This window comes from Umezawaea sp. (genome assembly GCF_036375055.1).
In the GTDB taxonomy this organism is placed as follows: domain Bacteria; phylum Actinomycetota; class Actinomycetes; order Mycobacteriales; family Pseudonocardiaceae; genus Umezawaea.
This window is the reverse complement of sequence record NZ_DASUSQ010000064.1, coordinates 1-24,854: the sequence shown is the minus strand read 5'-3', so window position 1 is coordinate 24,854 and position 24,854 is coordinate 1. Positions and strand designations below refer to the sequence as shown.

At 72.0% G+C, this 24,854-nt stretch carries 22 protein-coding genes; 6 read left to right on the top strand and 16 right to left on the bottom strand.

The features are described 5' to 3' along the window. Positions 1-13 precede the first annotated feature (13 nt). From VFZ92_RS17915 to VFZ92_RS17900, 4 genes are all read right to left on the bottom strand, one after another. Positions 14-442: a hypothetical protein gene (locus tag VFZ92_RS17915; RefSeq protein WP_330877087.1), complete on the bottom strand. Its 429-nt coding sequence runs from the start codon at positions 440-442 to the stop codon at positions 14-16. A 2-nt stretch (positions 443-444) separates the two neighbouring features. Further along, positions 445-762, bottom strand: a complete 318-nt coding sequence (locus tag VFZ92_RS17910) for a hypothetical protein (RefSeq protein WP_330877086.1) — start codon at positions 760-762, stop codon at positions 445-447. A gap of 17 nt (positions 763-779) precedes the next feature. Continuing rightward, positions 780-1,457: a Crp/Fnr family transcriptional regulator gene (locus VFZ92_RS17905; protein WP_330877085.1), complete on the bottom strand. Its 678-nt coding sequence runs from the start codon at positions 1,455-1,457 to the stop codon at positions 780-782. Between the two features lie 93 nt (positions 1,458-1,550). Beyond that, complete coding sequence (locus VFZ92_RS17900; RefSeq protein ID WP_330877084.1) at positions 1,551-2,363, bottom strand: esterase/lipase family protein; 813 nt, start codon at positions 2,361-2,363, stop codon at positions 1,551-1,553. A 163-nt stretch (positions 2,364-2,526) separates the two neighbouring features. Between VFZ92_RS17900 and VFZ92_RS17895 the strand changes: the two genes are divergently transcribed. Next, positions 2,527-3,915: a wax ester/triacylglycerol synthase family O-acyltransferase gene (locus VFZ92_RS17895; RefSeq protein ID WP_330877083.1), complete on the top strand. Its 1,389-nt coding sequence runs from the start codon at positions 2,527-2,529 to the stop codon at positions 3,913-3,915. Next, positions 3,912-4,481 carry a hypothetical protein gene (locus VFZ92_RS17890; RefSeq protein WP_330877082.1) on the top strand — a complete coding sequence of 190 codons (570 nt, stop codon included), beginning with the start codon at positions 3,912-3,914 and terminating at the stop codon, positions 4,479-4,481. The genes VFZ92_RS17895 and VFZ92_RS17890 overlap by 4 nt, the downstream gene beginning before the upstream one ends. Here the strand turns inward: VFZ92_RS17890 and VFZ92_RS17885 are convergent. The 3 genes from VFZ92_RS17885 to VFZ92_RS17875 form a co-directional block, all read right to left on the bottom strand. After that, a complete protein-coding gene (locus VFZ92_RS17885) occupies positions 4,473-5,381 on the bottom strand; it encodes an alpha/beta hydrolase (RefSeq protein ID WP_330877081.1) in 909 nt (302 codons plus the stop codon). The two genes, VFZ92_RS17890 and VFZ92_RS17885, sit on opposite strands and share 9 nt — an antisense overlap. Before the next feature lie 67 nt (positions 5,382-5,448). Next, on the bottom strand, positions 5,449-6,321 hold the full coding sequence (locus tag VFZ92_RS17880; protein ID WP_330877080.1) for a patatin-like phospholipase family protein: 873 nt from the start codon (positions 6,319-6,321) through the stop codon (positions 5,449-5,451). Beyond that, positions 6,318-7,730 (bottom strand): hypothetical protein, encoded by a 1,413-nt coding sequence (locus VFZ92_RS17875; RefSeq protein WP_330877079.1) that lies wholly within the window; start codon positions 7,728-7,730, stop codon positions 6,318-6,320. Before VFZ92_RS17875 ends, VFZ92_RS17880 begins: the two co-directional genes overlap by 4 nt. A gap of 191 nt (positions 7,731-7,921) precedes the next feature. Between VFZ92_RS17875 and VFZ92_RS17870 the strand changes: the two genes are divergently transcribed. Next, a complete protein-coding gene (locus VFZ92_RS17870; RefSeq protein ID WP_330877078.1) occupies positions 7,922-10,255 on the top strand; it encodes a Tex family protein in 2,334 nt (777 codons plus the stop codon). A gap of 40 nt (positions 10,256-10,295) precedes the next feature. On the opposite strand, the gene VFZ92_RS17865 is transcribed toward VFZ92_RS17870, so the two are convergent. From VFZ92_RS17865 to VFZ92_RS17840, 6 genes are all read right to left on the bottom strand, one after another. Then, positions 10,296-11,522, bottom strand: coding sequence for an ABC transporter substrate-binding protein (locus VFZ92_RS17865; RefSeq protein WP_330877077.1), 1,227 nt, complete (start codon positions 11,520-11,522; stop codon positions 10,296-10,298). Positions 11,523-11,693: 171 nt separating this feature from the next. Beyond that, positions 11,694-12,236 carry a helix-turn-helix transcriptional regulator gene (locus tag VFZ92_RS17860; protein ID WP_330877076.1) on the bottom strand — a complete coding sequence of 181 codons (543 nt, stop codon included), beginning with the start codon at positions 12,234-12,236 and terminating at the stop codon, positions 11,694-11,696. Between the two features lie 186 nt (positions 12,237-12,422). Further along, positions 12,423-13,874: a fructose-specific PTS transporter subunit EIIC gene (locus VFZ92_RS17855; RefSeq protein WP_330877075.1), complete on the bottom strand. Its 1,452-nt coding sequence runs from the start codon at positions 13,872-13,874 to the stop codon at positions 12,423-12,425. Further along, on the bottom strand, positions 13,871-14,323 hold the full coding sequence (locus tag VFZ92_RS17850; protein ID WP_330877073.1) for a fructose PTS transporter subunit IIA: 453 nt from the start codon (positions 14,321-14,323) through the stop codon (positions 13,871-13,873). The genes VFZ92_RS17855 and VFZ92_RS17850 overlap by 4 nt, the downstream gene beginning before the upstream one ends. After that, complete coding sequence (pfkB, locus tag VFZ92_RS17845; RefSeq protein ID WP_330877072.1) at positions 14,308-15,258, bottom strand: 1-phosphofructokinase; 951 nt, start codon at positions 15,256-15,258, stop codon at positions 14,308-14,310. The genes VFZ92_RS17850 and pfkB overlap by 16 nt, the downstream gene beginning before the upstream one ends. Positions 15,259-15,400: 142 nt before the next feature. Beyond that, on the bottom strand, positions 15,401-16,162 hold the full coding sequence (locus tag VFZ92_RS17840) for a DeoR/GlpR family DNA-binding transcription regulator (RefSeq protein ID WP_330877071.1): 762 nt from the start codon (positions 16,160-16,162) through the stop codon (positions 15,401-15,403). Positions 16,163-16,254: 92 nt separating this feature from the next. Between VFZ92_RS17840 and VFZ92_RS17835 the strand changes: the two genes are divergently transcribed. Then, positions 16,255-17,028, top strand: a complete 774-nt coding sequence (locus VFZ92_RS17835; RefSeq protein ID WP_414719925.1) for an enoyl-CoA hydratase/isomerase family protein — start codon at positions 16,255-16,257, stop codon at positions 17,026-17,028. 30 nt (positions 17,029-17,058) lie between these two features. On the opposite strand, the gene VFZ92_RS17830 is transcribed toward VFZ92_RS17835, so the two are convergent. Further along, positions 17,059-18,684, bottom strand: coding sequence for a serine/threonine-protein kinase (locus VFZ92_RS17830; protein WP_330877070.1), 1,626 nt, complete (start codon positions 18,682-18,684; stop codon positions 17,059-17,061). 230 nt (positions 18,685-18,914) lie between these two features. On the opposite strand from VFZ92_RS17830, the gene VFZ92_RS17825 reads away from it, so the two are divergent. Next, a complete protein-coding gene (locus VFZ92_RS17825) occupies positions 18,915-20,096 on the top strand; it encodes a sugar efflux transporter (RefSeq protein ID WP_330877069.1) in 1,182 nt (393 codons plus the stop codon). 144 nt (positions 20,097-20,240) lie between these two features. Here VFZ92_RS17825 and VFZ92_RS17820 read toward each other — a convergent pair whose 3' ends face one another. After that, positions 20,241-21,554 (bottom strand): UDP-glucose/GDP-mannose dehydrogenase family protein, encoded by a 1,314-nt coding sequence (locus VFZ92_RS17820; RefSeq protein ID WP_330877068.1) that lies wholly within the window; start codon positions 21,552-21,554, stop codon positions 20,241-20,243. Positions 21,555-21,703: 149 nt separating this feature from the next. Further along, positions 21,704-23,023 carry a cytochrome D1 domain-containing protein gene (locus VFZ92_RS17815; RefSeq protein WP_330877067.1) on the bottom strand — a complete coding sequence of 440 codons (1,320 nt, stop codon included), beginning with the start codon at positions 23,021-23,023 and terminating at the stop codon, positions 21,704-21,706. A 676-nt stretch (positions 23,024-23,699) separates the two neighbouring features. Between VFZ92_RS17815 and VFZ92_RS17810 the strand changes: the two genes are divergently transcribed. Continuing rightward, entirely contained in the window at positions 23,700-24,818 is a 1,119-nt protein-coding gene (locus VFZ92_RS17810) for a hypothetical protein (protein WP_330877066.1), read from the top strand. Positions 24,819-24,854: the final 36 nt, after the last annotated feature.

Here is a 24,854-nt window from a genome sequence, read left to right as displayed (position 1 = left end):
ATCGAAGGCCGCGCTACGACAGGCTGGAGATCACGCCGATGTCCGCCACGTCCTTGGGCCTGAGCAGGAGCCGCTTGTAGGCGAGGACGTCCTCCAGCAGGGCGAACCGGAGCCCGTCGACGACCTGCGCGGTGTCGATCAGCTCGTCCGGCCCCCTGGCGGGCGACATCCACCGGCGGGAGAACTGGATGCGCCCGCCCCAGAACTGGGCGACGTCGTCGCCGCTGATGCCCCCGACGCCCCGGAAGCCGTGCTGCCACGCGTACCGCCAGGCGTCGCCGCGCGCCACCACGTCGAGGTCGCGGATCTCGGTGCGCAAGCCGTTCGCCAGCAGGGGCGCGCTGCCGAACAGCACGAAGTCGTCGCGGTCGAGGCCGAAGGCGACGAGCCGGGCGATGAGGGGGTGGTCGAGGAGGTCGGCCACCGGGCCGTGCCGCGGCACCCCTACTCCTTGCCCGGTTCGGTCCCGCGTCCACCCGGCAGCAGCCGTCTGACCCACGCGAGCCGCGTCCCGTCGGGCGACGGCTCCTCGTCCTCGGCGGGGTCGTCGGCGCGCCCCGACTCCACCTGGACCCAGGCGCGCAGGATCGCGGCCCGCTCCCCCGGCGCGCTGTCCTTGAGCGCGACGGTGAAGCGGGCCGTGCGCGACCTCTCCCGCACCACCGTCTTGCACACCGACGCCAGCGCCCACGTGGCGGACGCGACGGCCAGGACCACGGACGCGATCACGGACGCGGGCCCGAGCAGCAGGTTCGCGATCATCGACGACCTCCCCGCGGTCACAGCAGAGCGGTGCGGTTGCCGTCGGCGATCTGGGCCAGGTCGCCGATCCCGCGGATCAGCAGGGTCTGACGCCCGGTGTCGACCAGCCGCTCGTCCCGGAAGGTCCGGATGATCTTCTTGACCGAGTCGAGCGAGGCCCCGGTCAGGGTGGCCAGGTCCTGCTGGCTGAAGCGCAGGAGCGTGCCCCCCTCACCCGGCGTGCCGACCCCGCTGTCGACCAGTTCCACGATGGCCTTCGCCAGGCGCTGCTCGACGGCCAGGTCCGACTCCACGATCTTGCGCGTCGCCTGCTCCAGCCGTTCGTCGGCGGCGTAGAGCTGCGCGTGCATCGCGCGGGGGTGGTCGTAGAGGAACTTCAGCCATTCGGTCGCGGGCAGGTGGAGCACCTCGACCTCGTCGAGCGCGATGATGCTGGCCGACCGCGGCTTCTGCCGGATGGCGGCCATCTCCCCGACGATCTCGCCGGGCCCGCGGATGGCGACGATCCTCGGCGGCTTGCCGACGACGATCTTGACGTGCCCCTTCAGGATGAGGAGCGCGAAGTCCGTCTCCTCGCCCTGGCTGATGAAGACGTGCCCCTCCTGCCGGTGGATGACCCGGCCGACCGACCGGAGCGCCAGCAGCTCCTCCTCGGTGAGGAGGGGATCACCCGGAGAAGAGGATAATTCAGCCATGACCTGAGTGTAAAGATACACTCAACTGCGGGCAAGGCCCACGACGAAGAAGCCCGTCCCGACAGATCGGGGCAGGCTTCTTCGTCGTGGGGACTACGCGGCCCTGGGGTACATGCCCGCCATCCCCGGCGGGGGCGTGAACGGACGCCAGTAGCCGTAGGGCTGGGAGAGGCGGTCGGCCACCACCCACATGACGGACGGGTTGTAGCCGAACCCGAGGTGGCTGCACGAGACCGCCACGTTCTCCGCCCTCGGACCGGGGTCGGACACGCAGCCCTGCCACGGGACGATGCCGTCGGTCTTGGAGTAGATCGACGTCGCGGGCACCGGGAACGCCGGGCGGCCGCGCTCGGGCGGCGGGTGCTCGGCGCCCGCGGTGTAGAAGCGGGACAGCAGCTGGTAGGCGGGGTTCGCCCTGGTCTGCCGCATGTCGGTCATCGCGTAGGGGCTACCCATCGTGATGACCTGGCGGACCAGGTCCGGGTGCTCCCGCGCGATCTCGCGGGCGAAGATGCCGCCCAGGCTCCAGCCGACGATGCTGACCTTGTCGACCTTGCCGAGCGCGCGCAACTGGGCGCGGATGCCCTGGACGGCGGGGACGGTCGGGCCGATGTTGCGGCCGAGACCCCAGCCGTGGACGTCGTAGCCGAGCTTGGCGAGGAAGCGGCGGAGCACGGACGTCGAGCCGTCGGAGGCGCCGAGGCCGGGCAGCACCATCACGGGGTGGCCGTCGCCGCTCGGCGCGGCGCGCAGGAGCTGCCGGGTGGCGGCGAACTGGCCCATGTCCACGGCCGCCCTCGTCGGTTCCGTCAGGTACCAGAGCAGACCGGGGGCTTGACCCTCGACGAGGGGAAGAGGAGGCTCGTCCGGCAGCGGGGAGTAGGCGTCTGAAGGTACGGCTGTCATCGCCATCCCCCGTTCCGTCGGCAAATCCGTCACTGCATGTGTCCATGATGTTTCCTGAAAGTGAATTGCGCCACCCCTAGAACGTCTCGGTTGGGCGCGCTCTCACCCCAGTGGTCCTGGACTCCGCCGGACCGCGAGTCCTACGGTCTCCACTGTGGACCGGATGAGCGCGATGGACGCAAGCTTCTACTTCATCGAGGACGAGAACGTGCCGATGCACGTCGGATCGGTGCTCGTGTTCGAGGGCCCCGCACCGTCGTACGGCGACGTGATCAGGCTCTTCCTCTCGAAGATGGACAGCGTGCCGCGCTACCGGCAGCGCGTGAGGAGCCTCCCGCTGCACGTCGGCCGCCCCGTCTGGGTCGACGACGACCACTTCCAGATCCTCTACCACGTGCGCCACACCGCCGTGCCCTCTCCCGGCGGCGACGACCAGCTCCGCAACCTGGCGGGCAGGCTGTTCGCGCAGCGGCTCGACCTGAGCAAGCCGCTGTGGGAGGTCTGGCTGGTCGAGGGCCTGGAGGACGGGCGCTGGGCGATCATCTCCAAGGTCCACCACTGCATGATCGACGGCGTGGCGGGCACGGACCTGATGCAGCTGCTGCTCGACTGGCGCGAGAGGACCGAGCTGCCGGAGCCGAAGGCGTGGACGCCGCAGCCCAGCCCGTCGCAGCTCGACCTCGTGGTGGACGGCGTGCGCGACGCGGTGCTGACGCCGGTCAAGCACCTGGCCGCGATCCCGGCGTTCGCCAGGGGTCTGCGCAGCGGGTCGGAGCTGCTGGACATCGGCCGCGCGGTCCTCGGCAGCCTGCCGGGCACGGCGAAGCGGCTGACCTCGTCGACGGCGGGCTCGCTGAACGGCCCGATCGGCCCCCACCGCCGCTGGGTGTGGGCGAAGGCGGACCTCGCGGAGGTCAAGCAGATCCGCAAGGCGGTCGGCGGCACGGTCAACGACGTCATCCTGACGGCGATCACGCACGGTTTCCACGAGCTGCTGGCGAAGCGCGGTGAACTCGTCGACGGCCAGGTCGTGCGGACGATGGTGCCGGTGTCGATGCGCGCGGCGGACGAGCACGACCGGCTGGACAACCGGGTCAGCGCGGTGCTGGTGAACCTGCCGGTCAGCTCGCTGGGGCCGCTGGAGCGGCTGGCGTCGATCCGCGAGCAGATGGACGACCTGAAGGGCAGCCGCCAGGCGGCGGGCGCGGACGTGCTGACGAAGGCGGGCAACTTCGCCGCGCCGACGCTGCTGGCGCTGGGGTCGCGCACCGCGATGCGGTTCCCGCAGCAGCTCCTCCAGACCGTGACGACGAACGTGCCCGGCCCGCGCGTGCCGCTGTTCATGCTCGGCCGGGCGTTGAAGGAGATCTACCCCTACGTGCCGATCGCCAGCACGATGCGGATCTCCATCGGCATCTTCTCCTACCTCGACCGGATCACGTTCGGCATCAACGCGGACTTCGACGGCGTGCCGGACGTGCAGGTGCTGGCCGACGGCATCAGGGCGGGCTTCGACGAGCTGCTGGCCGTCGCGGCGACGCCCGCAGGGTGATCCCCGGTCTGGTCCAGTCCGTCCTCCAGCTCGCCACCCGACCCCTGACGGACCGGAGGGTCACCGTTCGGGTGGGCGAGGCCGACGCGACCATGACGGTCGTCGACGTCGACTGCACGCTGGGCGCGCTCGGGGTGGCGCTCGGCCGGTTCGACGACGTGCGGGTCGTCGTGGAGGACGTCGAGTGGGGTGCGCGGACCGCCAGGAAGGTCGCCGTGAGCTGCGCGAACGTCCACGTCAACCCCGGTCCGACGCTGGTGGCGGCACCGGTCGACGTCGAGCTGGTGCTGGGCGCGCAGGACATCGGCAGGCTCGACGTCGACGCGGACGGCGTGCTGCGGTGGGGTGTCGTGCCGCTGGTGCCGTCCGTGCGGGACGGCGAGCTGTGGGTCCGCACCGGGTTCCTGCCGCTGCGCAGGCAGGTCCCGGTGCCCGACCTGCCCGGCGGTCTGCGGCTGACCGGGGTCGGGACGGCGCCGGGCGAGGTCGTGGTCACGGCCCGGTCCGAGCAGTGGCGGGAACGGGTTCCGCTCAGCAGGCTGGCGCGGCTGCTGCGCTCAGCGTGAGCCGAGCCAGTCCAGCAGCCGGTCCGCGACGACGTCCGGGACCTCGATCTGCGGCACGTGCCCGACGCCCTCGAACACGTCGAACCGCCAGCTCGGGTTGCGCGCCGCGGTGGCCCTCGCCGATCCGACGGGGACCAGCCGGTCCTTGTCGCCCGACATCAGGAAGACGGGCACCCGGATGTTCCTCATCGCGCGCCAGTAGCCGCCGCGGCGGGCGTTGACGAGGACGATCGACTTGGCCGCCGCGAGGAACGCCTCGTCGAGGCCGGGCACCTCGGCGCGCTGCTCGATCAGGCTCATGGACGCCAGGACCAGCTCCTCCGGCACGACCTTCGAGTCGGCGCACACCAGGTTCATCACCTGCTTCACCTGCTGGCGCGGCGTCTGGCCGGACCTGGCCCTCGCCAGCACCCGCTCCCCCAGCCCCGGCAGGGCGTAGAGGAAGAACGTCGACACGACCAGCGGGTCCGGCCGCACGCCGAAGACCAGCGGCAGGGCCGGGTCGACCAGCGCCAGCGCGGTCACCGTGTCCGGGTTGGCCGCGGTGTGCAGGATCGAGATCATCCCGCCCATCGAGTTGCCGACCAGCACGACCGGCTTCCCCACGACCTCGCGCAGGAACCGGTCGAGCAGCCGGGCGTTCGCCGCGACCGTCGTGCGCCGCCCCTCGGGGTGCGTGAGCCCGAACCCGGCCAGGTCCACGGCCACGACGTGGGCGTGCTCGACCAGCCGGGGCGCGAGCAGGCACCAGTTCAGGTGCGACCCGCCGAGCCCGTGCACCAGGACGACGGTCGGGGCGTCCCGGTCGTCCGGCCCACCGAAGTCGACGTAGTGCACCGGGCCGTCGAGATCGGCATAACGGCTGGTCCCGCCCCAGTTCGCCACGCTCATCGCAGTCATACCGACCAGTATGTCGCTTGAGGCTACCGATCGGTAGTGGAGCTGGCGCACAGTGGCGGCGGAACCCCTAGACCGTCTCCACCGGCGGCCCGCCGGGAGCGCCGTACAGACCCGGCCCGTCGACCGCCACCGTGTCCAGGAACGCGGTCGACGCCGTGTACGAGCTGGCGATCAGCTCGGCCGTGTGGCTGAAGTCGAGCGGTGTCACCGGCTGGACCGGCGGGCCGGGCAGGTAGAGCACCGGGACCTCCGCGGAGGCCAGCTCGACCTCCAGGACGGCCTGGTTGCGCATGCTCAGGGTGGCCCAGAACAGCAGCGTCTCGGCGAGGGTCTCCGGGACCGTGGGCAGGTGGCCGGGGAACGCGCAGTCCAGCACCACCAACGACTTCGCGCCCATCGCGAGCGCCTGGCGGATCGGCACGTTGGCCAGGACACCGCCGTCGTAGAGGACGCGGCCGTCCAGGCGCACCGGCGGGTAGACGCCGGGGATGGCGCTGCTGGCCAGGATCGCGGGGACGAGCGGCCCGGTGCGGATGAGCACGGGTTGGCCGGTCAGGGAGTCGACCGCGACCGCGCCGAACGGCAGGCGCAGGTCGGTGAAGTCGGCGGCACCGCCCAACCCCTGCTCGACCACGGTGGCGAGACCGGTGTTGGGGAACAGGAACTTCTTGTGGGCGCGCAACGTCCGCAACTGGGCGATCGGGCCGCCGGGGAACACGCGCGGACGGGTCATGTGCGCCCAGATCAGCGCCAGCCGTTCGGGCGCCCCCTCCGGGTCGAGGGCGAGCAGCGAGCCGTTGACCGAGCCGACCGACGTGCCGACCACGAGGTCGGGGACGATGTCGTGCTCGGCCAACGCCGTCAGCATGCCGACCTGGCCGGCACCGAGGCTGCCGCCGCCACCGAGGACGAAGCCGACGGGGCCGGGGAGCGCGATCACGGCGCGGTGGGCTTTCCGGGGCGCAGGGCGACCCGGACCGCCCGCAGGAGCGTGCCGGGACTGGCCAGTGCTGACGGCGGGGTGAGCATCGCGGTGACCTCGGACATCCGTGCGGCTACCACCGGGTCGGTGGCGGAGGCCTCGAACACCAGGTCGGCCACCCGCTTGATGACGGGGTAGCCGCGCGGGTACGGGCCGTCCACGTGCGGGAGGGAGAGGTCGGCGAGGGTGGAGACCCGCCAGGCCGCGTCCACGACGACCTTCACGTCGTCGAAGTAGGACCTCGCGGGTGCGCACGGGTCAGGGCCGGAGCGCAGGTAGGCGGAGAGGCAGGAGGCGTGCAGGGCCGCTGACGCCATGCCCTGACCGTAGACCGGGTTGAACGACGCGACGGCGTCGCCCGCGGCCACGACGCCCGCGGGCAGGCGGTCCAGGAGGTGGTAGTCGCGGCGCCTGCTGTCGGCCTGGTGGTAGGTGGCGACGTCGCCGATCATCTCGCAGCGCTCGGCGATGTCGCCGAAGGGCACGGGGAAGTCGCGGCGGCAGCGGGTCCGGAAGTCCTCGGGGTCGCGGGTCGGGCGGTCGTCGTCGTAGCCGGAGATCAGCATGATCCACCGGTCGCCCTCGACGCTGTTGATGCCCGCGATCCGCGCCACCCTCCCCTCCCTCGGCGCGGAGTCCGACGTGGACACGGCCACGCAGGTGTCGCTGACCGCCTCGTCGCGCCGGAACAGCGCCGTGGCGTAGTTGAGCCTGATGGGCATCCGCCGCATCGGCGGGCGCTGCCAGCCGCCCTCCGCCAGCCAGTCGCCGAGCTTGCTGGACCGGCCCATCCCGTCGACCACGAGGTCCGCGGTCGCCACCACCTCCTCGGTGGAGCCCTCCGGCACGTAGCGGACGCCCGCGACCCGGTCGCCGTCGAACACCAGGCCGCTCGCGCGCCCCGTGGCGAACTCGACGCCGCTCACGGCCGCGGTCCGCTCGCGCACCAGCCGTTCGAGGAACGGGCGGGTGCTGACCAGCGCCGGGGCGTGCGCGGGCGGCGGACCGAGCCGGAGCGCGCCGTTGCGGTAGAACCTCACGCCGTCGCGGGGCGGCAGCACCGCGCCCAGTGCGACGGCGGCCTCGGTGAAGCCGGGGAACCAGCGGTCGAGCTGCACGTTGCCCGCGGCGAGGAGGGCGTGCACGTGGCCGCCCTGCGGGACGCCCGCGCGCGGCTCGCCGTCGGCGCCGCCCGCGTCGCGCTCGACGACCAGGACCTCCTCGGCGTGGTCGCTGAGCACCCGCGCCGCCAGCAGCCCCGCGATGCTCGCGCCGAGCACGACGGCCCTCCGCACCACCACGTCCGTGCGGGCGGGCGGGTGCGGGGTGCTGATCTCGGCGAACTTCCGGGCGGATGTGGACGGCACGCGCGACTCCTCGGATGAATGAACGTGAGAACGACTCCGGTTATGGGGCCTGGTGCGGCGTTCCGTCAACTCCTGGCGTCCGGGGTCGCCCGACGGCGGTACCGATTGGGCCCAACGGCCCAGCGGGACGACGCGCGGGTCGCGGCACCCGCACGACCGCGGGGGCGTGAAGCCGGGCACAATGCCTGACCGTGACGACTTCCATTGACCAGAGGATCGCCGACGAGCTCGGGGTACGCGCGGGGCAGGTCACAGCGGCCGTCGAGCTGCTCGACGGCGGAGCCACCGTGCCGTTCATCGCCCGCTACCGCAAGGAGGTGACCGGGACGCTCGACGACACCCAGCTGCGCACGCTGGAGGAGCGCCTCGGCTACCTGCGCGAGCTGGAGGAGCGGCGGGCCGCGGTCATCGACTCGGTCCGCACCCAGGGCAAGCTGGACGACGCGCTGCACGCGCAGCTGCTCGCCGCGGACTCCAAGGCGCGGCTGGAGGACCTCTACCTGCCGTTCAAGCCGAAGCGGCGCACGAAGGCGCAGATCGCGCGCGAGCAGGGCCTCGAACCGCTGGCGGACCAGCTGATCGGCGACCCGTCGCACAACCCGCAGGAGCTGGCGGCGGGCTTCGTGACCGAGGAGGTCGCGGACGCGGCGGCGGCGCTGGCGGGCGCGCGGGCGATCCTGGTCGAGCGGTTCGGCGAGGACGGCGACCTGATCGGCGAGCTGCGCGAGCGGATGTGGTCGCGCGGGCGCCTGGTCTCGAAGCTGCGCGACGGCAAGGAGGAGGACGGCTCGAAGTTCTCCGACTACTTCGACTTCTCCGAGCCGTTCACGAAGCTGCCGTCGCACCGGATCCTCGCGATGTTCCGCGGCGAGAAGGAGGAGGTGCTCGACCTGGTGCTGGAGCCGGAGGAGGCACCGGAGGAGGGCCCGAGCAGCTACGAGACCGCCATCGCGCAGCGCTTCGGCGTCGCGGACCGCGGCCGTCCCGCCGACCGCTGGCTGAACGACACCGTGCGCTGGGCGTGGCGGACCCGCATCCTCGTCCACCTCGGCATCGACCTGCGGTCGCGGCTGCGCCAGTTCGCCGAGGACGAGGCCGTGCGCGTGTTCGCGTCGAACCTGCGCGACCTGCTGCTGGCCGCCCCGGCGGGCACCCGCGCCACGATGGGCCTGGACCCCGGTTTCCGCACCGGTGTGAAGGTCGCCGTGGTCGACGCGACCGGCAAGGTCGTGGCGCACGAGACGATCTACCCGCACGTGCCCGCGAACAAGTGGGACCAGTCGATCCACACCCTCGCGGGGCTGGCGAGGAAGCACGACGTCGAGCTGATCGCGATCGGCAACGGCACCGCCTCGCGCGAGACCGACAAGCTGGCCGCCGACCTGATCTCCCGGCACCCGGACCTCAAGCTCACCAAGGTGATGGTGTCCGAGGCGGGCGCGTCGGTGTACTCCGCGTCGGCGTTCGCCTCGCAGGAGCTGCCCGGCCTGGACGTGTCGATCCGCGGCGCGGTCTCCATCGCCCGCCGGTTGCAGGACCCGTTGGCGGAGCTGGTGAAGATCGACCCGAAGTCCATCGGCGTCGGCCAGTACCAGCACGACCTGGCGGAGACGAAGCTGTCGAAGTCGCTCGACGCGGTGGTCGAGGACTGCGTGAACGCGGTCGGCGTCGACCTGAACACCGCGTCCGCGCCGCTGCTGACCCGCGTCTCGGGCATCACGTCCGGGCTGGCGGAGAACATCGTGCTGCACCGCGACTCCAACGGCCCGTTCCGCTCGCGCAAGGCGCTCAAGGACGTGGCCCGGTTGGGCCCCAAGGCCTTCGAGCAGTGCGCGGGCTTCCTGCGCATCCCGAACGCCGACGACCCGCTGGACGGCTCGACCGTGCACCCCGAGGCGTACCCGGTGGTGCGGCGGATGCAGGAGTCCGTCGGCGGCGAGTCCGTCGTGGGCAACGTGGCGCTGCTGAAGTCGTTGCGGCCGGAGGAGTTCGTGGACGACAAGTTCGGCCTGCCCACGATCTCGGACATCCTGCGGGAGCTGGAGAAGCCGGGCCGCGACCCGCGTCCGGCGTTCAAGACCGCGACCTTCGCCGACGGCGTCGAGAAGCTCGGCGACCTCAAGCCCGGCATGGTGCTGGAGGGCGTCGTGACGAACGTGGCCGCGTTCGGCGCGTTCGTCGACATCGGCGTGCACCAGGACGGCCTGGTGCACATCTCCGCCCTGTCCAACGACTACGTGAAGGACCCGCGCGACGTCGTGAAGTCCGGTGACGTGGTGAAGGTGAAGGTCATGGAGGTCGACATCCCGCGCAAGCGGATCGGCCTCACGCTGAGGTTGCAGGACGAGCCTGGCAAGCCCAAGGAGCAGAACCGCGGCGGCGGTGGCGGCAGGCCGCAGGGCCAGCGCGGCGGCGGGCAGGGCCAGCGCGGCGGCGGTGGCGGGCAGCAGAAGCAGCGCCAGGACCGCGCTCCCGCTGGTGGCGCGATGGCCGACGCGCTGCGCCGCGCCGGGCTCGGCAAGTAGGAGCGGTCGCGGCGGGCCCGGCGGGCCCGCCGCGCGGTCGCTACTTGGCGCGCGTGCCCTTGGCCTTCACCAGGTCGGACTCGAACAGCTTCTCGCTCACCGCGAGGCCGCCCTTCACGCTCGCGTCGGGGCGGGCGACGTAGGACTGCGTCGCCGACGGCCTGCCGGCCAGGGAGAACCGCAGCTGGCCGGTGAGGCCGCTGGTCTCGACGCCGTTGGTGTCCTGGAACGCGCGCAGCACGCCGTCGCGGGTCAGGTCCTTGTCCGCGCAGGCCTTCTCCAGCACCGCGGCGAACGCCATGGCGACCGCGTAGCCGTGGTTCACCGCGCCGTTGGCCTCCATGCCGGGGTTCTCGGCCTCGAACGCCCTGGCCACGGCCTGCGGCCCTGCCGCGTCGGCGCCGTAGGGCGCGATGGGCGAGACGACCCGCACCTGCTCCACCACGGCCTCGGCGGCGGGCGACTTGAGGATCGCCGGGTCGAAGCCCGCGACGTTGACCAGGAACGGGACCTTCCAGCCGAGTCCGGCCGCGGCGGCGACGGCCAGCGCCGTCTGCGCCGGGCTGGTGCTGAGCACGACGGCCTTGGCGCCCTGCGCCCTCAGCGCGGCGATCTGGGTGCCCAGGTCGCCCGCCGACTCCGCGACGGGCTTCTCGACCAGGGTCATGCCCCACTGCTGGGCGGCGAACGTGCTGCCCTCCAGCGCGTTCTTGCCGAAGTCCCCCTCGACGTGGACGTGCCCGATGGTGTCGCCGTCGGCGATCACACCGGTGCGCTTGAGGTGGTCGAGGCCGTTCATCACGTCGATGTCGTACGTGCCGCCGACGATCATCATGTGCGGGTTGCCCAGCAGTGCCGCCGACCAGGAGACCGGGGCGGCGAGCGCGCGGGTCTGGATCAGGTCGGGGGCGATGGCGGCGGTCATGGCGGCGCCGGTGATGTCGAGGAAGCCGAGGACCTCCGGCTCCAGCTCGAAGTAGCCGTCGAGGGCGCGCTGGACGGTGAACCCGTGGTCCTTCGTCGTCAGCCGCACCTGGCGGCCGCAGATGCCGCCGCGGGCGTTCAGCTCCCCGATGAACAGCTCGTAGCCCTTGATCCGGACGAGCGCGGTCGGCGCGAACGGACCGCTCATGTCCGTCAGGACGCCCAACGAGATCGCGTCCTCGGTGACCCCCGGACCGGACTTCACGGCGGTTGACCCGGTGGAGGCGCAGGCCGACGCGGCCAGGGCGGCCGAGAGGACCGCGGCCAGGACAGGACGGCGCACGACAGGCTCCTACCAGAGAAGTTACCAACTGGTAGCAGTCTATTCATCTCATATGGCGACAGTGGGGCCCACTGTGACATGACCCACCGGCGTGAACCATTGACGTGCCCGCCCGTACCCCGCGCGGAATGGCCGAACGGCGCCCTTCCAGAGCGAAGGACGCCGTCGTGCCTACAGGTAGGACCGTTGACCCTGCCCCCAGGACATCGCCGCGGCGAGCTGCGCGCGGCGACCGATCTCCAGTTTGCGGTAGATGCGGGTGATGTGGAGTTCGACCGCACGGGTGGACACCGAGAAGTGCTCGGCGATCTGCCGGTTGGTCTTGCCCTCCAACATCATCAGCGCGATCCGCCGCTCGTGCGGCGTGAGCGGGTCGTGGTCGATCGCGTCGACCGCCTGCCCGTCACGCGGGCGCACCAACGCGGGCTCCGGACGTTCCACCTGCGGGACGCCCATGAGGACGTGCCACTGGCGAACGCGCAGCTCCGCGATCACGTGCGACCTGATGTACGGGTCGGCTCGGATGAGCTCGCGGACCGCCTGCTCGTCCGCGGCCTGGCACAGCAGCATCGCCGCCGAACCGTCACCCACCAACCCGCCGCCGATCAGGACTCCCTGATCGGCAAGACGCTTCCAGTAATCACGATGTGCCACGTGAATCGATCTGCGCACGTCGCCAGCGTCTCGGAAAATCATCTCAATGATGAAAGCCACTGGTTGATCCCCATTTCATTCAGCGGCCGATAACTACTCCCCTACTTAACTGTGGTGATTTTGTCTAGTCAAGTGATGCAGATCACATGACATATACCAAACCCATATGACTCTTATAGCAATGGCGTCGGTGTAGGTCCGCGAGAACTAATCATCGGCGGCCGGACCCTCTTCCCGATCAGGCAATCACGCGCTCGCGGCGCTGGTGCTCACCACCGGCTCGGCACCGCGGGGAGCGCCGGCCTTCAGATGTTTCAGCACGATCACGGCGACCGCGGAGATCACCGTTCCGATCACCAGCGCGACCACGAACAGCAGCGGTTTCCCGATCAGGGGCAGCACGAAGATACCGCCGTGCGGCGCGCGCAGGGTCACTCCGAACACCATCGACAACGCGCCCGTCGTGGCCGAGCCGAGCATGATGGAGGGGATGACCCGCAGCGGATCGGCCGCGGCGGACGGAATCGCGCCCTCGGTGATGAACGAGGCGCCGAGCAACCACGCTGCCCGCCCGTTCTCCCGTTCCACGTCGGTGAACAACGCCTTGCGAACGGTCGACGCCAGCGCGAGCGCGAGCGGCGGCACCATGCCCGCCGCCATCACCGCGGCCATGATCTGGAGCGAGGTCCCGGTGCCGGTGGTGAGGCCGCCGACGGCGAACGCGTACGCCGCCTTGTTGACCGGCCCGCCCATGTCGAACGCCATCATCAGCCCGAGCAGCGCGCCCAGCAGCAGGGCGCTCGTCCCGCTCAGCCCGTTGAGCCAGTTCGTCAGCCCGGTCGTGGCGGCGGCGATGGGCTTGCCGACCACGACGTACATCAGCACGCCGACCACGACCGACCCGAGGAGCGGGTAGACCACCACCGGCATGATCCCCGCGACCGAGCGCGGCACCCTCACCCGCGTCAGCGCGCTGACGACCCCGCCCGCGAGCAGGCCCGCGACCAGGCCGCCCAGGAAGCCCGCGCCGACCGTGACGGCGATGGCGCCGCCGACGAACCCCGGCGCGATGGCGGGCCGGTCGGCGATGGCGAACGCGGTGAACCCCGCCAGCACCGGCACCAGGAACCCGAACGCCGCCGACCCGATCTGGAACATCAGCGCGGCCCAGCCCCGCACCGAGAGCGCGTCGAACTGGTCGGTCACCTTCGGGGCGTCGACGATCTCGTAGCCGCCGAGCGCGAAGCTCAGCGCGATGAGCAGACCGCCCGCGGCGACGAACGGGATCAGGTAGCTGACGCCGGTCATCAACCACTGCCGGACCTTCGCGCCGGTGCGGTCGCTCGCGCCGACCCTGGAGGTCGGCACGGGGGCACCGGTCTTGGGCGGCCCGGCCGCCACGGCTGCCTTGGCCTGCTCGAACAGCGCCGCGGCGCCGTTGATCGCCTGCTTCACGCCGACCTCGACGACCGGCTTGCCCTCGAACCGCTCCCGGCCCCGCACGGCCACGTCCACGGCGAAGATCACCGCGTCGGCGTCGGCGATGACCGCCGGGTCGAGCGGGGCCGATCCGGCCGAGCCCTGGGTCTCCACCTCGATGGTGTCCCCGCCGGCCCTCGCCGCCTGCTCCAGCGACTCGGCGGCCATGTACGTGTGCGCGATGCCCGTGGGGCACGCGGTGACGGCGACGAACTTCACGGGGCCACCTCCTGGCGGACGTACGCGGCGACGAGGGCAGGGTCGGTCGCGGCGGTCAGGGTCTGCTTGAACTCGGCCCGCACGAGCCTGCGGGCCAGCGCGGCGAGGATCGTCATGTGCTCCGCGCCGCCGCCCTCCGGCGCGGCGATCAGGAAGATCAGCGTCGCGGGCCCGTCGTCCGCGCCGAAGTCGACGCCGCCGGTGCTGCGCCCGAACGCCAGCGTGGGCGCGGTGACCGCGGCGGAGCGGCAGTGCGGGATGCCGATCCCGCCTTCGAGGCCGGTCGCCATCCGCGCCTCGCGCTTCTCGACGTCGGCGAGGAACAGCTCCAGGTCGGTCACCCGGCCCGCGTCCACGAGCCGCTGGGCGAGGGACCGCACGGCGGCCCGGCGGTCGCGTTCGGCCAGGTCGAGGTCGACCAGTTCCGTGGTGATCAGTTCGGCGTCCATGCCGCGGCTCCACTGAGGTTGAGTGATTCGTCGACGTCGGTGCGGCGCACCCCGTCGGTCCGCACGTCCTTCGGCATCCGGCTGCCCTCCAGCGCCACGGCCGCCGCCCCGAACGCGACCGCCGCCAGCAACGCCCGTTCCCCGCACGCCCCGGCGTGCAGGAACCCGGCCAGCGCCGCGTCCCCCGCGCCGACGGTGCTGCGGACCTCGGTCGGCTCGGCCCGCGCGTGCCACGCGTCGACCTGGTCGACCAGCAGCGCCCCGTCGGCGCCCAGGCTGACCAGCACCGCGCCGACCCCGCCGCCGACCAGCGCGCGGCAGAAGTCGAGCACGTCACCCAGCCTCGGCAGCGGGTGCCCGGCCAGCTCGACCAGCTCGTCCAGGTTCGGCTTCACCAGGTCCGGCCCCGCCGCGCACGCCGCCGCGAGGGCCTCCCCGGACGCGTCGACCGCGACCTTCGCCCCTGCCTCGCGGGCCACCCGGACCAGCCGCGCGTAGAAGTCCGACGGCACCCCGAGGGGGAGGCTGCCGCAGCAGACCAGCCACTCGGCGCGCGCGGCCAGGAGCGCCGCACGGGCCTCCAGCGCCGCCAGTTCGAACGACGACAGCTCGGGGCCGGGCTCGTTGACCTTCGTGGTCGTGCCGTCCGGCTCGACCAGCGCGATGTTGCTCCGCGTCGCCCCGGCGATCGGCACCGCGACCACCGGAACCCCCTCGGGGGCCAGGAGCGCCGCCAACCGGTCGCCCTCGGGACCACCCGCGGGGAGGAGGGCGACGGTGGGCGTGCCCGCGGCGGCGAGGGCACGGGCGACGTTGACCCCCTTGCCGCCGGGGTCGAGCCGCGTGGAGGTGGCCCGCAGGACGTCGCCGCGCCGGAAGTGCTCCAGGGTGGCGGTCCGGTCGACGCTCGGGTTGGGGGTGACGGTGACGATCACCGGGTCACCGCCCCGCGGGTGCGGGGTGGGCGGGTTCGGGGGAGGCGAGTTCGCCGGGTTCGGGACCGCCGAGGCCCGAACGGGCGGATCCGGCAGGCCAGGGATCGACAGGCCGGGCCGGTGGTCCGGCAGTTCCGGGCGGTCACGTCAGCACCACCCGCGGTCCGGCGTCCTCCAGCTCCGGGATCGCCGTGGCGTCCAGGCCGGTGTCGGTGATCAGCACGTCGATGTCCGCCCACGCGGCGAAGCGGCTCAGCTGGTCGGCGCCGTGCTTGCTCGAATCGGCGAGCACGACGCGGCGGCGGGCGGCCGTCACCATCGCCGCCTTCACCGCCGCCTCCGCGATGTCCGGGGTGGTGCAGCCGCGGGTGGCGGAGAAGCCGTTGGCACCGAGGAACGCGACGTCCACCAGCAGGCCGTCCAGGGCGTTCAGCGTCCACGACTCGACGGCCGCGAGGGTGGTGCCGCGGACCCGTCCGCCCAGCAGGTGCAGGGTGATGGCGGTCCTGGACGCGACGATCGCGGCGACCGGCACGGAGTTGGTGATGACGGTCAGCTCGCGGTCGGCCGGGAGCAGCGTGGCCAGGCGGGCGGTGGTGGTGCCCGCGTCGATGAGCACCGTGCCGCGTTCGGGGATCTCGTCGAGCGCCGCGCGGGCGATCCGGTCCTTCTCGGCGGCGTTGGTCTGGTCCCGCTGCGCCACACCGGGTTCGAAGTCGAGGCGTTCGACGGTGACCGCGCCGCCGTACACGCGGCGGACGATGCCCTGGCGTTCCAGCACCCCGAGGTCGCGGCGGATCGTCTCGGGGGCGACGCCGAGTTCCGCGGCCATGTCGCCGACGTCGATCCGGCCGTCGCGGCGGGACCTCTGCGCCAGGAGTTGGTGCCGTTCCGCCGCGTACATGCCCGGTTCCCTCCGGTTGCTGCCCGTTGAGAACCGATTGTGACCGTTGTTGCGACAGTGTCAAGACCCTATTGCCGTGAGAGGGTGGCGAGGTGGTGAAACTCGAACGCGACGCGGCAGGCGTGGCCGTCCTGACCATCGACGCTCCCCCGCTGAACCTCTACACCGCCGAGCTGCACGAACAGCTCATCTCGGCGATCTCCGAGGTCGAGGACGACGCACCCCGCGCACTGCTGGTCCGCGCCGAGGGGAAGGTCGTGAGCGGTGGCGTCGACGTGTCGCTGTTCTCGGCGCAGAACGGGCCCGCCGAGGCCAAGGTGCTGTTCGACCGGATGCTCGACCTGCCGGACCGGATCGCCGCCCTGCCGTTCCCGACCGTGTTCGCCGCGCACGGCCTCACGCTGACCTGGGCGTTCGAGGTCGCGGTGGCGTGCGACATCATCCTCGCCGCCGCACGCGCGAAGTTCGGCCTGGTCGAGAAGGTCATCGGCCTCACCCCCACGATGGGCGGCACCCAGCGCCTGGCGGCCCGCGCGGGCGTGGGCCGCGCCAAGGAGTTCGTGATGACCGGCGAGCGCTACGACGCGGCGACGCTGGAGCGGTGGAACGTGGTCAACCGCGTCCTGGCCGACGACGGCTTCGACGACGCGGCCCGCCAGTTCGCCGCGACCCTCGCCGCGGGCCCGACGCGGGCGCACGCGGCGACCAAGGAGGTGCTGGCGCACTTCGAGAACGGCGGCGTGCCCGAGGCGAACGCCCACGTCACCACGATCGCCGCCGCCCTCTTCGCCACCGAGGACCTGCCGAACGCGGTCCGCTCGTTCCTCGCCGACGGTCCGGGCAAGGCCACCTTCACCGGCCGCTGAACCGGGCAGGACCGGGCAGCGGGCCCGGCTCTAGCGGGGGTCGAACGACGACGCCGCGTACCAGGCCAGCGCGGAGCGCAGCTCGCCCACGTCCTGCCCCTGCCTCGTCTTGGCCTTCTCGTGGGAGATCGGGTAGGCGCGGTAGCCGCCCTTGTACGGCTTGAACGTCCCGTGCCCCACCGTCGCCGGTTCAGCCGCCGCGCTGACGAGCCACACGACCAGCCACGGCTTGCCGCGCCGGTACACGACCTTGACCCTGGAGATCGCGTACCAGGGCAGCTTCCGCTCCTGGCTGCCGCTCGACACGGTGAGCCCGTCCGGCCCCACCTCCAGGCCGAGGCGCGGGCGCAGCGCGCCGACGAGCATCCTGATCGACCACAGCGAGAACACCAGCGCGGTGATCAGCGCGACGTACTGGACGTCCTGCTGCACCTGGCCGGACCCCTGGAAGGCGAGCGCGACCAGGGTGATGAACCCGGTCACCAGCCCCCACCCGATGTCCGACGTCCGCGACTCCTTGAACCGGACGCCGACGGGCTTCTTCGGCTGCGCGACCGGCGCGGGCTTGGCCTTCTTCTCGACCTTCGGCGCCCGGTCGACGGCCCTGGGCTCCATCGCCTTGGCCACCACGGCCTTCGCCTCGATGGCCTTGGCCTTGTCCACGACCGCCTGCACGGCCCGCTGCACCTGCTTGGCGGCGGCGCCCGCGATCACCGGCGCGGCCTCGGCCATCATCCGCGTCGCGGGCTTGCCGCTCGGCGGCGGTGCGCCGTTCGGCACGGGCAGGGCGCTCAGCTCGGTGTGCCGCTGCTCCACGAGCGTCCGCACGGGCGCGGGCAGCCACGTGTCGTCCAGGTGCGGCACGTCGATCGTGGCGAGCAGCCTGGCCGGGGTCGGGCGGTGGTCCGGGTCGCGGACGAGGCAGGGCACGATCAGCGGCACGAGCGCGGGCGGCACGTGCGCCAGGTCGGGTTCCTGGTGCACCACGCGGTAGACCAGCGAGGCCGTGGAGCCGTCGCCGAACGGGCCTCGGCCGGTCGCGGCGTAGACCAGCACGGCGCCGAGCGCGAACACGTCGCTCTGCGGACCGATCCGGGTGCCGGTGACCTGTTCGGGCGACAGGAAGCCGGGGGTGCCGAACACGACGCCCGCCTCGGTCAGGGCGGAGTGCTCCAGCGCCCGCGCGATGCCGAAGTCGATCACACGGGGACCGTCGGAGGCGAGCAGCACGTTGGACGGCTTGAGGTCGCGGTGCACCAGGCCTGCGCCGTGGATCGCGACCAGCGCCTCGGCCAGTCCGGCGGCCAGCCTGCGCACCGACTGCTCGGGCAGCGGCCCGTGCGTCTCGACGGCCTGCTGGAGGTTCGGTCCGACCACGTACTCCGTGGCCATCCACGGGCGGTCGGCGTCCGGGTCGGCGTCCACGACGGCGGCGGTCCAGAAGCCGCCGACCGACCGCGCCATGTCCACCTCGCGGCGGAAGCGCTCGCGGAAGGCCGGGCTCTCGGCGAGTTCGGCGCGGGCCACCTTCACCGCGACCGGACGCCCGCCGCGCGAGCGACCGAGGTACACGGCCCCCATCGCGCCCTTGCCCAACCCTCTGAGCAGCACGTAGTCACCGATGCGCTGCGGCCCGTCCACGGGCAGTGGCTGCACCTGTACTTCCTCCTCATGCCGTCGGCCCTTCCAGAGTAGAGGGATCGACCACCTGTTCGTGGTGACCTGCGACTTTCCGCGATCGTTCGGTGACCGTTCACGCACGTGACCACGGCTGTGAGCACTTATTTCGGTCAACACTGAAGTTATAGTGATCAAGTGCGAGAGATGGCTCACGTCCTGGGCTAAATCGATTTCACCAGGGCCGTGAGGGTTGGGAGGATGGACGGGTGGCTGTCACGACCGAGCGTCCCGCGCCCTTCCGGGTGCGGTCGCTCGTCCCCCTGTCCCTCGTCAGCGCGGCCGTCGGTCTGGGCGCCGCGCTCGCGTTCCCCTTCATGTCGGTGTTCCTCAGCCAGGAGGTCGGCGCGAGCCCGCTCGCGCTCGGCACGTTCCTGCTGGTCACGCCGCTGGCGTCGCTGGTGGCCAGCACGCTGCTCGGCCGCCTGTCCGACGCTCGGGCGGTGCGCCGCACCCTGCTGATCGTCGGCGCGGTCACGGGTGCGGTCGGGTACGGCCTGTTCGCGGTGCTGCGGAACTACTGGGTGCTGCTGGCGGTGTCGGCGACTCTGGTGGCCGTGGCGTCGTCGCTGCTGCCGCAGATGTTCGCCTACGCCCGCCAGGTGCTGGAGCGCGGCGGCTCGACCAGGGCACCGCTGATCATCACCGGCCTGCGCACGCTGATCTCGCTGGCCTGGGTCGCGGGTCCGCCGCTGGCCGCGCTGCTCGTCGCGCGGACCGGGTTCACCGGCCTGTTCGCCGCGACCGGGCTGGTGTTCGCCGTGGTCGCGCTGCTCGCCCTCCGCCTGCCGGAGGTCGCCGCGGCGCCGCCGGTCGAGGAGGACGCCGAGCCGGTCGTGCCCGGCCCGCCGCCGCGCTTCGCCCTGCCCGTGCTCGCCTTCGTGCTCCTCCAGGGCGCGATCTCCCTCGGCGTGGTCACGCTGCCGCTGTTCGTCACCGAGCAGCTGGGCGGCACGACGACCGACGTCGGCCTGATCATGGGCCTGTGCGCCGCGCTGGAGATCCCGCTGATGATCGGCTTCGGCGTCCTGGCCACGCGGGTGGACCAGCGCACGCTGGTGCTCGCCGGCGCCGTCGTCGGCGTGGGCTACCACGCCGCGATGCTGCTGACCGGCAGCACGTGGCACGTCGCCGCGGCCCAGGTGCTCAGCGCCGTCGTCATCTCGGCGGTGATGGGCATCGGCATCTCGTACTTCCAGAGCCTGTCGCCGGAGCGGCCCGGCCACGCCACGACGATGTTCACCAACTCGGCCACGGTCGCCACCATGCTCGCGGGCCCGCTGCTCGCCCTCGCGCAGGTGCTGACCTACCGCACGGCCTACGGCATGAGCCTGGTGATGTCCGTGCTCGGCCTCGCGCTGCTGCTGGCGGTCCGCCCCCGCGCGGACTGACACCGGGTCCGCGTCGTCGCGGGAGGGCCTCAAGGGGTCGGAGGGGGTTTCCGTCGCCCCTGCCGCGACGAAAACCCCCTCCGGATATCGGTGGGACTCACGCCACCCCTGCCGCGGCGCGAACCCCTCCGAGTTCGGTGGGACCTAGCGGTGACCGCCCAGTCCGGTCCACTTCAGGCCCGCCCGGCTGAGCACGTCCGGGTCGAGCAGGTTGCGGGTGTCGACGACGACCGGCTTGCGCACCAGCCCGGCGACCCTCGCCCAGTCGAGCGTGCGGAACTCCGGCCACTCGGTGAGCACGACCAGCGCCTCGACGTCCTTGGCCGCCAGGTACGGGTCGTCCACGACGTCCATGCCCACCGCGACCGAGGAGCCTGCGCCCATCGCCGGGTCGTAGCCGACCAGTTCGGCGCCCGCCTGCTTGAGCAGCGCGGCCACCGCGAGGGCAGGCGAGTCGCGCAGGTCGTCCGTGCCCGCCTTGAACGTCAGGCCCAGCACGCCGATCCGCACGTGCGACAGCGATCCCGTGCGCTTGCCCGTGACGGCGAGCCGGATCTTGTCCACCATGCGCTGGCGCTGCCGGTCGTTGGTGTCGATCGTGGCGCGCAGCAGCCGGAACTCGAAGTCGGCCGCGTCCGCCACCTGGAGCATCGCGTGGGTGTCCTTCGGCAGGCAGGAACCGCCCCAGCCGGGACCGGGCGACAGGAACGACTGGCCGATGCGGCGGTCGTAGCCCATGCCCTCGGTCACGTCGGAGATGTTGGCACCCAGGCGCTCGCACAGCTCGGCGACCGCGTTGACGTAGGACAGCTTCATCGCGAGGAAGCAGTTCGCCGCGTACTTGACCATCTCGGCGCTCGCCGCGTCGGTGAGCACCGTCGGCGCTCCGAGCCGGGAGTACAGCGCGGCGACCCGCTCGGCCGCGTCCTGGTCGTCGCAGCCGACCACGATCCGGTCGGGGTTCAGGAAGTCCTTGACGGCGGAGCCCTCGCGGAGGAACTCCGGGTTCGAGACGACCGAGATGTCCGGACGTCCCAACAGCTCCGAGGTGAGGACCGTCGTGCCGACCGGCACGGTGGACTTGTTCACGATGACGCAGCCCTCGGCGAACAGCGAGCGGCATTCGTCCACGACGGACTCGACGGCCTTCAGGTCGGCCAGCCCGCCGACGCCCATCGGCGTGGGGACGCAGAGGAACACGACCTCCGCACCGCCGTCGTGCGCCACCACCGCGGTGGACGCGCCCACCACGAACGACAGGCGGCCCGACGCGATGCCCTCGGCGACCAGCTCGGGCAGTCCGGGTTCGAGGATGTCGACCTCGCCGCGCGTGAGCCGCTCGACCTTCTCCACGTCCACGTCGGCGCACACCACGCGGTGACCGAGGGAAGCCAGGCAGGCGCCCGTGGTGAGACCGACGTAGCCCGTCCCGATCACTGCGATCCGTCGGATGAACACCTTGCGACACTCCCCTGTCCGATGGCCGGGCGCGCCGACCGCCGCCGCGTATCGAGCCGACACCTCCTTGTCGTCCGACCACGGGGAAACCGTTACGCGGTCGGACGGTGAACTTCGTCGCCCCGGCCGGGACCGGGGCGACCAGCCCGCTAGAGCAGCGTGATGGCGCCGTGCGAGGCCGCCGTCGCCAGCTCGTCGTCACCGGCGAAGCTCGCCGTGTAGCCCTGGAGCAGCACACCGACCCCGACCAGCGGGTACACCGAGGCGTCGCACTTCGCCACGCCCGTCGAATCGGTGGTGGCGCCGCACAGCAGCAGGCCGCCGACGGTGCGGAACACGATCTTGCGGCCCGCCACCGGGGCACCGGTGCGGGTCTGGGTGAGCTTCGCGTCGAGGCTGCGCACGGTGAAGCCGAGGATCCGGAGCGTCAGCGTGGCCGAGCCCGCCCTGAGCGTGCTGCCCGCGGGCGGCACGCGGTGGACGTCGACGCCCACCGGCCGAGCGCCGACGGGGATCGTGGCGGTGACGGCGAGGGTCGCGGTGTCGATCACCGACACCGTGCCGCTGCCGTTGTTGGTCACGTAGGCCCTGGTGCCGTCGGGGGTGAGCGATACGCCGATCGGCCGGTCGCCCACCGGCACCGAGCCGACGAGCACGCGCGCCGCGACGTCCACAACGGACACCGTGTCGAACTCGCTGTTGGTCACGTAGGCCCGCGCGCCGTCCGGCGTGATGGACACGCCGTGCGGGGTGAAGCCGACGGCGACGGTGCCCAGCACCGCGTTGGTCGCCGTGTCGACGACGGCGACGTTGTCGGACGCCTTGTTGACGACGACCAGCCGGGTGCCGTCGGGCGTGACGTCCACGGCCGTCGGGGTGCTGCCCGTGGCGATGCTCGCGACGACGGTGTTCGTGGCGGTGTCGATGACGGACACGGTGCCCGGCCCGGCGACGTCGTGCGCCACGTAGGCGGTCCTGCCGTTGGGCGTGAAGGTGACGCCGTCGGGGTTGGGGCCCACCGCGATGGTGGCGGCGACGGTGAGCGTCGCGACGTCCACGACCGAGACGGTGCCGTCGCCGTAGTTGGTGACGTAGACGTGGCCGCCGTCCGGTGAGACCGCGACGCCCGCGGGGTGCGCCCCGACCGCGACGGTCGCGTCGACGGTGTTGGTCGGCGCGTCGACGACCGTCAGGGTGTTGTCCCGGACGTTGGTCACGTACCCGCGCGTGCCGTCGAACGCGACGTCGACCGTGTAGGGCGAACCACCGCCGCCGTCGGCGACCGTCGTGGTCACCTCGTTGGTGGCCGTGTCGATGACGGACACGCCGCCGCCGTTGTTGGCGACGTAGCCGAGCACCCGGCCCGCGGGCGCGGCGGACGCCGTGACGGGTGCGACGAGCAGCGCCGCGGCGAGCGCGGCGACGCCGACGACCGTCGACTGTGGACGAAGTCGATCGAGTAGCTGCATGTGTGCTGCCTCCTGGCGCGAGAACCCGACCCAGAGCGGACATCGCGCGCGGGCGGAGCGGCGTTAGCCCGTCCGGCCGTCGTCCACCTCCCGGCCGACCGGGACCGCCGATCTCGTCACGCTGCGTGGCGACCCGACCTTGTCCGCGCCGATCGTGTACGAACTCCGCGACCGCTCGGGAACGGCGGCCGATCACCGGGGAGAACGGCGCGGGAACAGCGGGAGCGGATCGGCGGGCACCGGGGCGGAATCGACGGTCCCGACGGTCATCACCCCACCTCGAATCGGCGTCGGTGCGCTTTGTCGTCACGTGGAATTGCCACTCGCCGTGAAACCGCTGTTCACGCAGTGTTCCCGCCTACCGGGATTCATCGGGCACCGATCTTCCGAATCCGAAGTCGCGCCACAATCCCGCACCGGCCTTGATTGTTCCGTGATATGGCTGCCCACCTCGGGATTCACACCCGCGCGAACACGATCATGACGTTGTCCCACAACGGAAACCGGGTGGTCACGGCTTGACGGGCGCCTGCCCTGCGTGCAGTGTGTGGCCCGGTGAACGACCCGTGTACGCGGACGTCCCGAGTTCCGCGAGGCATTGCAGCGGGTCGCCGGAATACACGTGAGCGCGCTCCACGAACTACTCCGACGGGAACGCGCCTGGAGGTCCAGAGCAGTGAAGAAGAGACTTGCCGTGCTGTTGTCCGGAGGTGCGGTGGTCCTGGCGGCGTGCTCGCCGGGGCACGGTGCCAGACCCAGCCTGGTCGCGGGCGATTCCGGCGCGCCCTCGACCAGCACATCAACCAGCGCGTCGTCGAGCGGCTCCGAACCGGGTCCCAGCTCCGCCGCACCCCCCACCACCCCCCAGCCGACCTCGCTCGTGAAGCCCCCGGCCGTGCAGCCCCCACCGGCCACCGGGACCCCCGCCCCCGCCGGAACCCCCGGCTGGCTGCTGACGGCGGGCAACACCGGCCTCGCGGCCCACGGGCTCTCGTGCGACTCCCTCCCGCTCTACAAGGGCGGTGACGCTCCCCCGGCGGGCGCGGTCATCTCCGGCGTCCGGATCGAGACGTCGCTGACCCTGTTCGCGGGCGACATCACGATCGAGAAGTCCTGCGTCCGACCGAACCAGCTCAACGAGGGCTCCCACATCGTCACGACCAACGGGCCGTGCGAGGACAGCTGCCAGGTCACCGGCAGCCCCGTCACCATCCGCGACTCCGAGATCGACGGCTCGAAGCTGTCCGCCACGACGATCGCGAAGTCGTGCGCGTTCCTCGGCGTCGCCACGCTCCAGCGCAACTACGTGCACGGCATGGGCTCCGGCATCTGCTTCTTCAACACCGGCAAGACGCTCGACGCGGTCGCCGAGGGCAACTACGTGACCAAGCTGCGCGCGGGCGGCGACTCGCACAACGACGGCGCCACGGTCCGCGACTTCCCCACCGGCTCGAACCCCGAGCGCCGGCTGGTCTTCCGCAACAACCGGATCGACTGCTCCACCGGGAACGACACCGGCGCCATGTTCATCCAGACCTACGGCGGCGACATCGACAACGTCACCCTGGAGGGCAACCTGCTGGAGGGCGGCGGCTACAATCTCGGCCTGGAAGCGGGCTTCGGCAACAAGTACGGCCGCAACATGCGGGCCGTCGACAACCGGTTCAACAGCACCGGCTGGGGCGCGTCGTACGTGACCGACAAGGGCCTCGGCTACAAGTGGGCCGAGTGGCGCGACAACTTCGCGAACAACCCCGGCGTCGCCGAGAACGAGGGCCAGGCCGTCTCCCCCTGACCGCTGCTCGCGCGACGGGCCCGCACCCGGCGCCGG